Below are 13,776 nucleotides of genomic sequence, written 5' to 3'. Positions count from 1 at the left end.
ACGAACACCAGCGAGAGGAACGAGCACCCCGTGAACCTCAGCACCCTCGGCACCGAGACCCGCAACGACAAGACCAGCGACCTCGACCGGATGTCTCCCACCGAGTTGCTTCTCGCGATGAACGACGAGGACCAGACCGTCGCCGAGGCCGTCCGCCGGGCCGTGCCCGACATCGCGGCCGCCGTCGACGTGATCGTGGCGTCGCTACGCCAGGGTGGACGGTTGATCTACCTCGGTGCCGGCACCAGCGGCCGGATCGGCATGCTCGACGCCGTCGAGATCCCACCAACCTTCGGCACCACACCCGACCGGGTGGTCGGCCTGCTCGCCGGCGGGGCGCGCGCCTTCGGCGTCGCCGTCGAGGGCGCGGAGGACGACCCGACCCGCGCCGTCGCCGACCTCGACGCGGTCGGCCTGACCGCCCGCGACACGGTGGTCGGGCTCGCCGCCAGCGGCCGTACCCCGTACGTGGTCGGCGGGTTGGATCACGCCCGGGCGAGCGGAGCGGCGACCGTCTCGGTGGCCTGCAACCAGGATGCGGTGATCAGCCGGCACGCCGACGTCGCCATCGAGGTGCCCACCGGCCCCGAGGTGCTCACCGGCTCCACCCGGCTCAAGGCCGGCACCGCCGAGAAACTGGTCTGTAACATGCTCTCCACCGCCACGATGGCCCGGCTCGGCAAGGTCTACGGCAACCTGATGGTGGACATGAACGCCACCAACGAGAAGCTGGTCGACCGGGCTCGGCGGATCGTCGCCGAGGCCGCCGACACCGATCTCGACACCGCCGCACGGGCGCTCGCGGCGGCGCACGGGCACGCCAAGACGGCCATCGTGCTGCTGCTGGCGAACTGCACCGCCGAGGAGGCCGCGGCCCGGCTGCGCGATGCCGACGACGACGTCCGGGCAGCCGTCGCGGCCTGACCCACCGGGGGCGGCGACGATCTGTCTGCGGCCCGGAATGGGCCAGGCACGACGAAGCGCCCCGTTCGTTGCGGACGGGGCGCTTCGTGGTGTCAGTCGAGCTGTGTGTCGGGAACCCCGTGGTCCCCGTCCGCGTCGACGCCGGTCGCGCTGGCCAGCTCGATCCGGGGGGATCGGTCCGGCGGGAGGTGGGCGAAGTCGGCGATGACCACGACGTCCACCTCCCCGTCGATCATCGTCTGCTCGACGGTCTCCCATGGTGCCCGCATGATTCCTGCGAATCGGTAGGAGTGTCGGCGAAGGTGCGTGAGACACCTCGCGACGGCGTGCTCCGACGGCTCGATGTGGGCGGGGATCCAGATGACGGCTATCTCCATGAACCTCTCCTGATCAACGTCGTGGACGCGGGTGAGTGATCAGGAGTTGTCGAGGAGGGGGAGGGCCCCGCTCCACCGGTCTGCTGGCAGCGCGCCGATCGACGACGGTGACGGTGAGGCCTGGGTGTAGCGGCGAGGTGGGCGGCTGAGCTTCAGCTGTCCAGGTTGGTGGATCGCCGCCGCTGGCGCCGACGCCGGTTGGTGCGGACGCGAGCGTCAGCACGAACGCCGGTGGCCCCGGCGCGGGACGGGCCGGCGGGCTGGGCCGCTCTCCGGTGCCGGCGGTCATCGCCGCCCGCACCTGATCCGGCAGCCGGCCAGCGGACGTGCCGTGGGCGCCGTCCCGGGACGGCGTCGCCGGCACGGACATCTCCGGTACCGGCGAGGGCCGCGAGGCGACGCGCGCGGATGCCGAGGTGGACGGTGCCGCTGTGGCCCGCGGCGGCCGGACCGGCCGGCTTGGTGCGCCGGTGTGGGGCTTGGCCGACGGCATCGGCACCGCAACGGCCGTCGGTAGGGGCCGTGGGTCCGTCGACGGCAGGGGCGGTGGATCCGTCGACGGCAGAGGCAGCGGGTCCGTGGACGGTAGGGGCAGCGGATCCGGTAGGGGCAGGGGAACGGCCCCGGTCGGCAGGGGCAGGGGGACGGTCAGCCGCGCCTCGACCACGTCGGCCGACGCCACCTCCACGACCTTCGGCGAGGTGGCGACCTCCACCAGTTGGAGACGCGACGGCGTGTCGGCGTGGGCGGGGCTGGCGCCAAGGAGCGCGCCGAGCGCCATCGCGCCGAGCGCCGTTCCCTCCATGCGCGGGTTCTTGCCCCGGGAAACCGGGAACTACACCTTCCATCGATATCGCGGCGTCCCGCCCGACCGTTGCGTGGCGTCACACCCGGGCTTCGGCGGGTGTCGGCGTGGCGTCGAGCGGCAGGTCGCGCAGCCCGCGGACCGGCGTCGACAGGTAGATGATTGGGGACAGCACGGTGAGCGCTCCGAAGAAGAACAGAGTGGTGCGGGCACCGAGCGGCCCGGCCAGGATGCCGGCGAGCAGGCCGCCGACCGGGATGGCACCCCAGGAGACGAACTTGACCGTGGCGATCACCCGGGACAAGAGTTCCGGCGGGCTGGCGAGCATCCGGTACGTGCGGGTGGTCACGCTGAGCACCACTGTGGAGCTGGCGAAGATGAGGTTCCCGACGGCGAACGCCAGGAATGCGGCGGTGCCGGTGCCCAGCGGGATGATGAGCGCGCCAGCCACACCGACGAAGGCCGCGATGATCAGGCCGCGGGCGGTGCCGAACCGGTCGGTGAAGCGGGTCGTCAGCGCGGCGCCGATGAGCGCGCCGAGGCCGTCGACGGCGATCAACAGCCCGACCATTACCGGCGATGCGTGCAGCTCGCGCATGAGGTAGAACGGGAAGAGGGCCAGCATCGCGCCGTTGACGAAGTTCGTCGCGGTGGCGTCCCACATGGCCGGTCCGATGATCGGGTGCCGGAGCACGAAGTGCCAGCCCTCACGGATCATCGTGACCATCGGTGGCCGATCCGCCGGTCGCTGCACCCGCCGGGCCGGCAGGGTGCGCAGCAATACGGCGGAGAGCAGGTAGCTGACGGCGTCCACGAACAGCGTCGGCACCGCACCCAGCAGCTGCACCGCGAAACCACCCAGGGACGGCCCGCCCAGCGCGGTGGCGGCGTGTGTGCCAGAGGTGAGGCTGTTGCGGGCCTGCAACTGGGCGGCCGGCACGATCTCCGGCAGGAAGGTCTGGTTCGCCACGTCGAACAGCACGTTGGCGAAGCTCACCACCAGGGCGACCGCGATCAGCTGGGCCACCGTCAGCAGGTCGAACCACCAGGCCAGGGGCACCGACGCGATGGCGAGGGCCCGGACCAGATCCAGGCCGACCTGCATGCCGCGCAGCGGCATCCGCTGCACGATGACCCCCGCCGGCAGGCTGATCAGGAGGTACGCCAGATAGCTCGCCGCCGTGATCAGACCCATCTCGAGGGCCGACGCGTGGAGGACGGTCAGTGCGGTCAGCGGTAGGGCCAGCGCGCCGACCGCCGAGCCGAGGTGGCTGGTCGTGCCGGCGACCCACCACCGCCAGAACGTAGTAAGTCCCATAATGGAACTCACTATAGGGTCGGGCGGAAGACGGCGTCGACCCCGCCGCCACGGGCTCGGCCGAGAAAGGTGGTGCCTAGCGCGCTCGGCGGACATCTCGCTGATCCAGCTCGGCGCGAACGGCGACGTGCAGCCGGGGGAGGTCGGGTAGTCCTTGCTCGATCACATCGCGGACGTGACTGCGGGAGGAGACGTTTCACCCTCGCCTGAGGGGTATCCAGGCGTACCAGTGCGACCGGCGGTGAACAGCTTCACGGAGTGAGGGAGCGCTATCATGCCTGATCCACAGCCCACCATCGTTCTCGTGCACGGCGCGTTCGCCGAGTCGGCGAGCTGGAACGGTGTGCTCGAGCGGCTGGGCGCCGCGTACGACTCGGTGGCCGTCGCGAACCCGCTGCGGAGCGTCGCAGGAGACGCCGCGTACGCGCGGGATGTCGTGCGGGGGATCGGCGGTCCGGTCGTCCTCGTCGGTCACTCCTACGGCGGCATGGTGATCACGCAGGCCGCCGCCGGTGACACCTCGGTACGGGCCCTCGTGTATGTCAACGCCTTCGCCCCGGACACCGGCGAGTCGGCGATGACGCTGTCCGCGAAGTTCCCCGGCAGCACCCTCGCCGACACGCTGGTGCAGTACCCGGTGTCGACCGGCGGGAACGAGGTGGCGATCGGGCAGGACCAGTACCACGCACAGTTTTGCGCGGACGCGTCGGACGACATGGCCGCGCTGATGGCGCGGACCCAGCGGCCGATCACCGAACAGGGCCTGGGCGACACGCTCACCGGCGATCCCGCGTGGCGATCGCTGCCCAGCTGGTTCGTGTTCGGCGACGCCGACAAGAACATTCCGGTCGCCGCGCACCGGTTCATGGCCGAGCGGGCCAACCCTCGGGGGCAGCGTGAGGTCGTCGGCGGTTCGCACGCGATGGCGGTGGCCCGGCCGGGCGAGGTTGCCGAGACGATCATCGAGGCGGTTCGGGCCGTGACCTGACGCTCCGGACGGACCGCTGACCGGGTTGGACCGGCGACGTGAGGTCGCCGGCCCAACCCGTCTGCCCAGCGGGACTAGGTCGGGTCGACCTCCGACCACAGGTGGTCGCGGGCGAAGATCGTGAACAGCTGGCCCGCCGTCATCCCGTCGTGCGCGCCGGGAACCTGGGTCTTCGCGGCGGCGTACCCCCGAGTTGCGGTCCGCCTTGACGGTCGCGCCTTGCTTGATCGCGGGCCGGCCGGCGGCGGCAGCGGGCGTGGGGACGACGGCCCCCGCACCGATTGTCATGAACGCGAGAATCGAGATGGCACGCCTGATCCGGCGTCTTCCGGTCGTTCCCCTCATGCGCGAAGACTCCTCTGTGGTCGCTCGTCGCGGTCTGGTCCGGACACTGGCAGTTGAGGGCTTCGATGTAGCTAAATCGAATTAGCATCCGGAAGTCTGGCGGCGTACACCTTTCGATGTCAAGGGTGCCCAGGGCCGAGGCTGGCGCGCGACTCGATGGTGCGCTGCCGGCAGCCTGCGGGTTTTCCCAGCTCGCCGCGGCACGGGTGGCAAGGTGATGTCCATGGACAGGAAGCACGTCGACGATTGGCTCGCCGCCTACGAGCGGCTCTGGCGGACGCCGGGCACGGACGGGCTGGTCACGATCTTCACCGAGGACGCGAGCTACCAGCAGGGGCCGTACTGGACGCCCGTGGTCGGCCTTCCGGCCATCGCCGGGATGTGGGAGAAGCAGCGTCGGGGTCCCGACGAGGTGTTCGAGATGACCACGGAGATCGTCGCGGTCGACGGCGACACCGCCGTGTCGCGCCAGGAGGTCCGCTACGGCGACCCGGTCGACCAGGAGTACCGCGACCTGTGGGTCATGCGGTTCGCCAGCGACGGACGGTGCCGGTCGTTCGAGGAGTGGCCGTTCTGGCCGGGACAGCAATCGGCCAACCCACCCGACGGCTCGTGACCTGACCGGCCTGCCAGCACGACCGCCGCATCGCTCCCGCGCCCGTCCCTGGTGTGCTCCGTCACGGAGCAGGGGATGGTCAGCAGTTGGGGCACCGCGAGGTGGCTGCTACAGTCGAGATTGTTGCGGCCGCAAATTTATCAGCGGCAACTACTTTCCTGGGAAGGATGCCTCCGATGACCAAGCTCTCCGTCATCTACTACTCGTCCACCGGCACCCTGCACGCCATGGCCAAGCGCCTCGCCGAGGCTGGCGAGAAGGCGGGCGCCGAGGTGCGGCTGCGGCAGGTTCCGGAGCTTGCCCCGGCGGAGGCCATCGCCTCCAACGCCGCCTGGAGCCAGCACTTCGACGCCACCAAGAACGAGCCGAAGGCGACCGCCGACGACATCGTCTGGGCGGACGCGGTGCTGTTCGGCACGCCCACCCGTTACGGCAACGTCGCCAGCCAGCTCAAGCAGTTCATCGACACGCTCGGCCCGCAGTGGGCGCAGGGGCTGCTCGCCGACAAGGTGTACGCCGGCTTCACCGCGTCGATGACCGCGCACGGCGGCCAGGAGTCGACCCTGCTCGCGCTCTACAACACCATCCACCACTTCGGCGGTCTGGTCGTCGCCCCGGGCTACACCGACCCGCTGAAGTTCGCCGACGGCAACCCGTACGGCGTCTCGCACGTCACCGGCGGAAGCAACGACGCCCCGCTGGGCGACGCTCAGTTCGCTGCCCTCGACCACATGGCCGAGCGGGTCGTCAAGATCGCTGGCAAGCTCAGCGCCTGAGCGGGCTGCCGCCGTATTGGATGTCCGCACTGACCCGGTGCGCGGCTGGCCAGGGGCCGGTCTCCCGCGAAGGGAGGCCGGCCCCTTGGCCCTCACACCACGATCGCGGCGATGGCGGCATGCGGCCGGTGTTGGTCGTCGCTCGGCCGTGGTAAGCGTTCGACCTCCTGGAAACCGGCGTGGGTGAGTCGCTCGGAGAACTCGTCGACCGGCCACCGGTAGGCGGTCACGACCTTGTGGTCGAAGGCGCCGACCTCGTCGGCGGAGAAGATGCCCAGGACCAAACGTCCGGCAGGGGCCAGCACCCGCCGGAACTCCTTGAGCACGCCGTCGAGCTCCTGTGGCGGCAGATGGATCAACGAGTACCAGGCCAGGATGCCGTCGATGGATTCGTCGGGGACGTCGAGGCGTTCCAATGACCCGAGCTGAAAGTCGACGTTCGGGTGGGCCGCCCGCGCATGCGCGAGGAAGTCGGGGACCAGGTCGATCCCCGTTGCGTCGACGCCCAGCGCCCGAAGGTGGCCGGTGATGTGGCCAGGTCCGCAGCCCAGATCGAGCACCGGTCCGGTTCGACCCGTCAGGTGTCGCTCGATGAAGGCGAGGTCGTCCGGGTGCACCTGTTGGCTGGTGCCGAACAGGCTGATGTACAGCTCCGCGACGGACGTGTAAGCCTGCCGCACCGTGTCCGTTTCCATCGCGGCAATATACGGGCCAGTGGAGCTTGTTGAGGCGGCCTACCGTGACGGTCATGACACGTCGAGCCACGCTGGCCGGCATTTCCGCGGGTCTGCTCCTGCTGGGTTGCTCGGTCGGCGCGCGGCCGGAGAGCGAACCCCGATCCGAACCCGAATCCACGGTGGCGGTCGCCAGCGCCGATGCCGCAGCGACCGGTCTGCTGCGGGCGGGCACGGCGTTCGTCAACCAGACGAGTTTTCGCAGCGACGCCGATCTCGCCAGTCAGATCACGTCGCTGTCGCACACCGACAACGTCAACAAGCGCTTGAACGCCACGGTTTCGATGCCGGGTGGGGTCCTCGAGATCCGGATGATCGACGACGACGTCTACATGAAGACCGGTGCGCTCCTGCGGGGCGTGGGCGACGGGTGGATGCTCCTCGACCCGACCCGGGTGCCGCCGAACTTCGCCCTGAGCTTCGCGCCGGGCAGGAACGACTCCGGCGGCTCGGGCCGCCTCATCGACGCGATCGTCGCCGCGCGAGTGGACGGCCCTCGGATCACCGGGACGATCGACGCGACCCGGGTCGTCCCCGGTAACGGGATCAGCTTCCGTCCCGGTCCCGGTGGTGTCTTCCCGGACAGTGCACGCCGCCACGCGTTCCGGGCGACGCTGGACGCCGAGGGCCGGCTGGTCAGCTTCCTGATGCCGGAGGCCAGCGGGTTGCCGAACGCCTCCCTGCGCTACAGCGACTTCGGCGCGACCGTCACCGTGGTTCGGCCGCCCGGAGCGGTCGCTGCGCCCGACGCCCGCTACCCCCAGCTCGGTCTGGGCGGAGGCGAGTAGCGTCATTTGCCACCCGTGGCTAATGTGGTTAGCCTAAAGCTAATCACACTAGCTAACCTTGGAGGGCGTCATGATCGAATACCTGGACCGTGCCGGGAATGGCCTCGCCTACGAGGTGACCGGGGAGGGCCCACTGGTCGTCCTGGCGCACGGCATGGGCGACAGCCGACACTCCTACCGATTCCTCGCCCCCGCCCTGGTCGACGCCGGCTACCGGGTCGCCAACGTCGATATCCGCGGCTGCGGCGACTCCAGCCTCGGCTGGGACGGCTACAGCCGTACCGACATCGCGGGTGACCTCGTCGCCGTCGTGCGCCACCTCGGCGGTCCGGCCGTGATCATCGGGCAGTCGATCAGCGGCGGCGCCGCGACCATCGCGGCCGCCACCGCGCCCGAGCTGATCGCCGGCGTCATCGAGCTGGCGCCGTTCACCCGGGCACAGTCCTTGGACCTTGGCGGGTTGGTGCGCGTGAAGCGCTTCCGGGCCGGCTACCTCCAACTGGCGCAGGTGCTCCTGCGGGGCAACGTGGCGAACTGGCGCAAGTACCTCGACGTGGCGTTCCCCGCCAAGCCCGCCGACTGGCACAGCGAGCTGGCGCGTATCGAGGCCAAGATGAGTGAGCCCGGCCGGATGAAGGTCCTCCAGGCGATGGCCAAGACCAGCCCCAGCGACGCCGGTAAGCAGCTGCCCAACGTCACCTGCCCGGTCCTGGTGATCCAGGGCAGTGCCGACCCCGACTGGGCCGACCCGCGGGCCGAGGGCGAGCGCATCATCGCCGACCTGCCGCGAGGGCTGGGCGAACTGGCCGTCATCGAGGGCGCGGGCCACTACCCGCACGTCCAGACGCCCGACGAGGTCCTCGCCCTGGCCCTGCCCTTCCTCGCCCGGACGCTGACCAATGCCTAAGGCCCGGCTCACCCCAGCGTCGATCACCGAAGCCGCTGCCGCGCTGGTCGATGAGGTCGGCTTCGACAACCTCAGCATGGGGTTGCTCGCCGAGCGCCTCGGGATCAAGACGCCCTCGCTCTACAAGCACGTCACCGGCCAGGCTGAGGTGGCGCACCGGATCGCCATCCTGGCCATGACGGAGGCCGGTGATGTCATCCGTGACGCCATTCAGGGCCGGTCCGGCAGCGATGCCCTCGCCGCGGGCGCCCAGGCGATGCGGACGTACGTGCGGGAACACCCCGGTCGATACGCGGCGGCCAATGCCGCCCGCCCGACCGGCCCCGACGACCCGTTCATCCCGGTCAGCGGGCGGGTGCTCGCCTCCTGGGCGGCCATGCTGAGCGGGTACGGGCTGGGCCCCGGCCAGGAGATCCACGCCATGCGGATGCTGCGCAGCGTCGTGCACGGGTTCGCCACCCTGGAAGTGGCCGGTGGGTTCCAGATCGACGCGGCCGTCGACGAGAGCTTCAACTGGATGGTCACCTTCATCGATCGTGGCCTTCGCGCCGGCGTCACCGATGGCACCGCCGTGGCCCGCTGACACCGGGTCGCGTCGACCCCACCTGGCGCTGGCAACCCTGCCGGGCCGCTGACGGTGCGGGTGGCCGCAACCCTCAGGCATTCCACCCATCGTCATCCTCCGTGGTTGCCGTTCCGAGGCGGACATGAACGTGTCGAGATCAGGATGAAAGGCGGCAATCGGCGTGTTGCCCGGCGATCGGGTCGCCTGATCGTGTCGCCACCGTGCGAGGATTTTCGGCGTGGCAGAGACCGCTTTGACGCTGATCGAGATCCGCGCGCGGATCGACGAGCTGGACGGTGAGCTGGTCGGGCTGCTCGCCCGGCGGGAGGCGCTGGTCCGGCAGGCGGCCCCGCTCAAGAGCGACGGCCAGGCGGTCCGTGCGCCGGACCGGGTGGCGCAGGTGGTGGCCCGGGTCCGCGCGTTGGCCAGCGAGGCCGGCGCCGATCCGGATCTGATCGAACGGATCTACCGGGGCATGATCCAGGCATTCATCGACATGGAGACCGACGAGCACTACCGGAGCACCGGCGGGTCGGCCCCGAGTAGGCGGTGATCGCCCGAACGTGCGCAGTCAGGTCGCGGAGCGGGCGTCGGCGTCCGGGCTCGCCGAGGGCGGCGGCGCGTAGCCAAGCTCGTAGGAGATCTTGTTGGCGGTCGCCAGGAGCAGCGGAAGGTTACCCTTCAGCTGGTCGAGGCTTGCGATGACCTCGATCGCCGTGATCGAGGCGGCGGCGATGACCTGCCCTCGCGAATCCCTGATCGGCGCGGCCACGCACATGACGTAGGCGTCGTGCTCCCCATTGTCGGCGGCCCAGCCACGTTCCTGGATGCGGGCCAGTTCCGCTTCGAGGGCGTCGTGGTCGGTGAAGGTGGTGTCGGTGAATCTCTCGAAGACGACGTGGGAGAGAAGGCGGTCGCGTTCCTCGCGGGGCAGGTAGGCCAGGATGGTCTTGCCCACCGCGCTCGCGTAGATCGAAACAGCTCGCCCCACCCGCGATGGCAGCTTGACGGAGTCGAACGCCGGGCTGTCCACCTTGTCGATATAGATGATCTCGTCGCCGGTCAGCTGTGCCAGGTGTACGGTGTGGCCGGTCTCGCGTTGCAGCGCACGAAGGTGTGCGGCGGCGGGCTGGCGGAGGTCCATCGAGCCGAGCGCGAGCTCGGACAACTCGATCAGGCCGCTGCCGAGCACGTAGGTGCCCGCGCCGGTCCGGCGGACGAAGCGCGCGGACTCCAGTGTCTGCAGGATGCGCAGGGCTGTGGACTTGTGGACGCCGAGCACGTCCGCAGCCTCGGTAAGGGACAGCGGGTGCTCCGCGGATCGACGGATGAGGTCGATCGCGCGGCGAATCGATTGCGCCAAGGCTGTGTCTCCCTTCGCGCGACGGGCAGCGCCGTCGCTGTCATTGCACATTATGCAATATAGATGACGCTATACGCAATTGCCACTTGACACCGTTGCACATGGCGCTACGATCGTTGCAATTTCATATGCTTGACGCCAACTCGTAACAGTGGAGTAACGATGGGTAATCAGCGCTCTCACTTCGGCATCGCCAGGGCGACATGTGCCCTCGGCTTGGTTGCCACTCTCTTGACCGGTTGCGGCTCGGACGGCGATTCCGGTGACGGCGTCACCAAACTGACCTTCGCCGCCTCGACCTTCGGCGACCCGGGCCGCGGGCCCCTGCTGACGAAGTGGCTCGATGAGTTCAATCAGAGCCAGACCAAGGTGCAGGTGTCTGCCGCAGCGGTGCCGTACCCGACCTTCGGCCAGACCGTGCTCACGCAGATGGGCAGCGGCAAGGGCCCCGACCTCGTCCGCTTCGACATGCCCGAGTTCGAGGCAGCCTCGGACGCCGGCCTCGTCGCGCCGCTGGACAAGATCATCGACGCCAGCAAGTACGACCTGCTCAAGCAGCCGGACCAGTTCATGGTCCACGACGGTGTCCGGCACGGCGTCATCTTCGAGGCGTCGAACTACGCGATGTTCTACAACGCTGACCTGATCCCGACGCCGCCCACCACCTACGAGCAGTTCACCTCCACCGCGAAGTCGCTGACCAAGGGCGACGTCTTCGGCCTGGCGTTCCGCCAGACGGAGGCCGAGGAGGCCGGTGTCTGGCAGGACATCTTCAACTACGTCTACGGCTTCGGCGGCGCGTGGTCCGACGGCAAGAACCTGACCATCAACTCGCCGGAGAACCTCAAGGGCCTGCAGGCGTACAAGGACCTGTACGACGCGAACGTGATCCCGCGCGGAGCGGACGCGGCGACGTTCCGGCGGATGTTCGCCGAGGGTAAGGTCGGGATGGAGCTCAACAACGGCGGCTACGTGACCGCCACGCGCGGCCAGAACGCGAAGCTGAACTTCAACGTCGCACCTATCCCGTTCCCGGTCCGCAAGCAGGGCGCGATCCTCGCACCCATCGTGATCAACGAGGCGAGCGAGGGCAAGGAGGAGGCCGGCACCTTCATCAAGTGGGCGCTGGAGCCGCAGAACCAGGTCAAGCTGCAGGAGATCCTCGGCGCGAGCAGCGTCGCCACCACCACGCAGCGCAGCGCGGAAGCGCTCAAGGCGACCCCGTTCCTCCCCGTCTTCGACGGACTCACCGAGACCAGCCTGCCGCAGATCGTGCTGGGGTTCGAGGCCAAGACGCCGGACATCCGCAAGGTGGTCGTGCAGAACGTGGTCGCGGCCCTGCAGGGCAAGGCCGACCTCAAGTCGGCGCTGGATCGTGCCCAGCAGCAGGCGACCGAACTGGTCCGCTGACCGCTCGACGGCGACGCTGCCGGCGCGACGACCCGTGCGCCGGCAGCGTCCTTCCCCCCGAAGGATCAACCCGATGACTGTGGTCGAGCAGACCGGAGCACCGAAGACAACACCCCCAGGCCAGCCCCGGCGTCGGCGCAGCCCGCTCGGTAGCAAGTGGACGCCGTACCTGTTCCTGGCACCCGCCGCCCTGTTCATCCTCGTCTTCCAGGCGGTACCCCTCGTTCAGGAGGTGTACCTCAGCTTCACCAGGACGAGGCTGCTCAACCCCACTCGCAGCGAATGGGTCGGGCTCGACAACTTCAACCGGATCTTCGGCGACCCCGAGTTCCACCGCACCCTGCTGATCACCTTCGTCTACGTGATCACCTGTGTCGTTGTCGCGATCGGAGCCGGGCTGGTCGTCGCGCTCCTGCTCAACAAGAAGTTTCGAGGCCGTGGCGTGGCACGGGCGCTGGTGACCGTTCCCTGGGCCGCTCCGGGTATCGCGGTCGCGCTCATCGCCACCTGGATGCTCAACGCGCAGTACGGCATCGTGAACCGCCTCCTCGACGCCGTGGGACTCGGTGTGCCCGGTGGTGCCATCCTGGACAGTCCGCGCTACGCGCTCCCGGCGGTGCTCGCCACGACCATCTGGCAGCTGTTCCCGTTCACCTCCGTGGTGCTGCTCTCCGCGCTGCAGTCCGTTCCGCAGGACCTCAACGAGGCCGCGACCGTGGACGGCGCCGGACGGTGGGCCACCTTCCGTGCCGTCACCTGGCAGGTCATCAAGCCGACCGTGGGTCTGCTGGCCCTGCTGATGACGATCTGGTCGCTGCGGCGCTTCGAGCTGATCTGGCTGATGACCAAGGGCGGGCCGGTCGGCGCGACCGAGACGCTCGTCATCGACCTCTACTCGCAGGCGTTCGACTCGAAGGAACTCGGATCGGCGGCGGCCATCGGAATGGTCGGCGTCGTCATCTCGCTCATCGTCATCATCGGCAGCCGCCTGGTCGCCCGTGCCGTGGAGAAGGGGGACGTCCGATGAGGCGCTTCCGTTTCGGTGTCACCGCACGGATCGTCGCCGTGCTCGTCGTGCTGGGCGTCGCGGTGTTTCCGCTGTACTGGATGTTCGTCACGGCGCTGTCCAGCAACAGCGACCTCTTCGCCGATCAGCCCCGGCTCACGCCGGACCTCGGCGAGTTCGGGGTCTTCGTCGACGCGCTGGCCGAGGGCAAGGCGGCCGGGTGGCTGCTCAACAGCCTGATCATCGCCGTGGGCACGATGGTCGTCTCCGTCGGCCTGGGCATCCCGCTCGGCTACGCGCTGTCCCGGTTCTCGTTCTGGGGCAAGGCCGTGCTGACCGTCGTGCTGCTGTTCACGCAGATGCTTCCCGAGGCGCTCATGGTGGTCCCGCTGTTCGCGCTGTTCCGCCGTTTCGAGCTGCTCGACTCGCTGACCGGCCTCGTCCTGGTGAACTCCGCCTTCGTCCTGCCGATCGTCGCGCTGATCCTCAAGGGCGCGATCGACGGCATCCCGAAGGAGCTGGAGGAAGCCGCGCGCGCCGACGGCGCCCGACCGTTCACCACCCTGACCCGCATCAACGTGCCGCTCATCGCGCCGTCGATCGCGGCCACCGCGGTCATCGCCTTCTTCCACGCCTGGAACGAGTACGTGTTCGCGGTGACGTTCATCTTCAACCCCGATCTGCAGCCCGCCTCCGTCGGCATCGCGAACTTCATCGGCGAACTGGGTACCCCGATCCAGACGGTGATGGCCGTCGCCTTCCTGTTCACACTGCCTGCCGTCGCCTTCTACCTGTTGGTCCAGAAGTACGTGGTCTCCGGCATGACCGCCGGTGCGGTGAAGGGTTGAGCCGAA

The 13,776-nt window shown here is 69.2% G+C and carries 15 protein-coding genes; 11 read left to right on the top strand and 4 right to left on the bottom strand.

All coding sequences use genetic code 11. The annotated features are described in order from the left end of the window. Nucleotides 1–30: 30 nt before the first annotated feature. Nucleotides 31–924: an N-acetylmuramic acid 6-phosphate etherase gene (gene murQ / locus ACIBF8_RS26020; RefSeq protein ID WP_396786364.1), complete on the top strand. Its 894-nt coding sequence runs from the start codon at nt 31–33 to the stop codon at nt 922–924. 92 nt (nt 925–1,016) lie between these two features. Here the strand turns inward: murQ and ACIBF8_RS26015 are convergent, their stop codons facing one another. Together ACIBF8_RS26015 and ACIBF8_RS26010 are read right to left on the bottom strand one after the other, a co-directional pair. Beyond that, nucleotides 1,017–1,193, bottom strand: a complete 177-nt coding sequence (locus ACIBF8_RS26015) for a hypothetical protein (RefSeq protein WP_396786362.1) — start codon at nt 1,191–1,193, stop codon at nt 1,017–1,019. Between the two features lie 992 nt (nt 1,194–2,185). Further along, nucleotides 2,186–3,424 (bottom strand): MFS transporter, encoded by a 1,239-nt coding sequence (locus ACIBF8_RS26010; RefSeq protein ID WP_396786360.1) that lies wholly within the window; start codon nt 3,422–3,424, stop codon nt 2,186–2,188. Between the two features lie 274 nt (nt 3,425–3,698). Here ACIBF8_RS26010 and ACIBF8_RS26005 point away from each other — a divergent pair, with 274 nt between their 5' ends. From ACIBF8_RS26005 to wrbA, 3 genes are all read left to right on the top strand, one after another. Then, nucleotides 3,699–4,412, top strand: a complete 714-nt coding sequence (locus ACIBF8_RS26005) for an alpha/beta fold hydrolase (protein WP_396786358.1) — start codon at nt 3,699–3,701, stop codon at nt 4,410–4,412. Between the two features lie 568 nt (nt 4,413–4,980). After that, complete coding sequence (locus ACIBF8_RS26000; protein WP_396786357.1) at nt 4,981–5,373, top strand: YybH family protein; 393 nt, start codon at nt 4,981–4,983, stop codon at nt 5,371–5,373. A gap of 167 nt (nt 5,374–5,540) precedes the next feature. After that, nucleotides 5,541–6,149, top strand: a complete 609-nt coding sequence (gene wrbA, locus ACIBF8_RS25995; RefSeq protein WP_396786356.1) for an NAD(P)H:quinone oxidoreductase — start codon at nt 5,541–5,543, stop codon at nt 6,147–6,149. A 92-nt stretch (nt 6,150–6,241) separates the two neighbouring features. Here wrbA and ACIBF8_RS25990 read toward each other — a convergent pair whose 3' ends face one another. Then, nucleotides 6,242–6,844, bottom strand: coding sequence for a class I SAM-dependent methyltransferase (locus ACIBF8_RS25990; RefSeq protein ID WP_396786354.1), 603 nt, complete (start codon nt 6,842–6,844; stop codon nt 6,242–6,244). 53 nt (nt 6,845–6,897) lie between these two features. Between ACIBF8_RS25990 and ACIBF8_RS25985 the strand changes: the two genes are divergently transcribed. From ACIBF8_RS25985 to ACIBF8_RS25970, 4 genes are all read left to right on the top strand, one after another. Beyond that, nucleotides 6,898–7,671 carry a hypothetical protein gene (locus ACIBF8_RS25985; protein ID WP_396786351.1) on the top strand — a complete coding sequence of 258 codons (774 nt, stop codon included), beginning with the start codon at nt 6,898–6,900 and terminating at the stop codon, nt 7,669–7,671. Nucleotides 7,672–7,741: 70 nt separating this feature from the next. Then, nucleotides 7,742–8,578 (top strand): alpha/beta fold hydrolase, encoded by an 837-nt coding sequence (locus ACIBF8_RS25980; RefSeq protein WP_396786350.1) that lies wholly within the window; start codon nt 7,742–7,744, stop codon nt 8,576–8,578. Then, complete coding sequence (locus ACIBF8_RS25975) at nt 8,571–9,161, top strand: TetR/AcrR family transcriptional regulator (RefSeq protein ID WP_396786348.1); 591 nt, start codon at nt 8,571–8,573, stop codon at nt 9,159–9,161. Before ACIBF8_RS25980 ends, ACIBF8_RS25975 begins: the two co-directional genes overlap by 8 nt. A 220-nt stretch (nt 9,162–9,381) precedes the next feature. Then, nucleotides 9,382–9,696, top strand: a complete 315-nt coding sequence (locus ACIBF8_RS25970; protein WP_396786347.1) for a chorismate mutase — start codon at nt 9,382–9,384, stop codon at nt 9,694–9,696. 18 nt (nt 9,697–9,714) lie between these two features. Here ACIBF8_RS25970 and ACIBF8_RS25965 read toward each other — a convergent pair whose 3' ends face one another. Beyond that, on the bottom strand, nt 9,715–10,557 hold the full coding sequence (locus ACIBF8_RS25965) for an IclR family transcriptional regulator (RefSeq protein ID WP_396786345.1): 843 nt from the start codon (nt 10,555–10,557) through the stop codon (nt 9,715–9,717). Between the two features lie 165 nt (nt 10,558–10,722). On the opposite strand from ACIBF8_RS25965, the gene ACIBF8_RS25960 reads away from it, so the two are divergent. The 3 genes from ACIBF8_RS25960 (at nt 10,723) to ACIBF8_RS25950 (ending at nt 13,770) form a co-directional block, all read left to right on the top strand. After that, the gene (locus tag ACIBF8_RS25960; RefSeq protein WP_396786344.1) at nt 10,723–11,916 is read left to right on the top strand and encodes an ABC transporter substrate-binding protein; all 1,194 of its coding nucleotides are present in this window, start codon (nt 10,723–10,725) and stop codon (nt 11,914–11,916) included. Nucleotides 11,917–11,989: 73 nt separating this feature from the next. Then, nucleotides 11,990–12,943 carry a carbohydrate ABC transporter permease gene (locus ACIBF8_RS25955; protein WP_396786343.1) on the top strand — a complete coding sequence of 318 codons (954 nt, stop codon included), beginning with the start codon at nt 11,990–11,992 and terminating at the stop codon, nt 12,941–12,943. Further along, nucleotides 12,940–13,770, top strand: coding sequence for a carbohydrate ABC transporter permease (locus tag ACIBF8_RS25950; RefSeq protein ID WP_396786342.1), 831 nt, complete (start codon nt 12,940–12,942; stop codon nt 13,768–13,770). The genes ACIBF8_RS25955 and ACIBF8_RS25950 overlap by 4 nt, the downstream gene beginning before the upstream one ends. The last annotated feature ends 6 nt before the right edge of the window (nt 13,771–13,776 follow it).

It is taken from the genome of Micromonospora sp. NPDC050276 (genome assembly GCF_044459545.1).
Classification (GTDB): domain Bacteria; phylum Actinomycetota; class Actinomycetes; order Mycobacteriales; family Micromonosporaceae; genus Micromonospora.
Note: the sequence above shows the minus strand (reverse complement) of the source record. Positions and strands in the feature narration are given on the sequence as shown.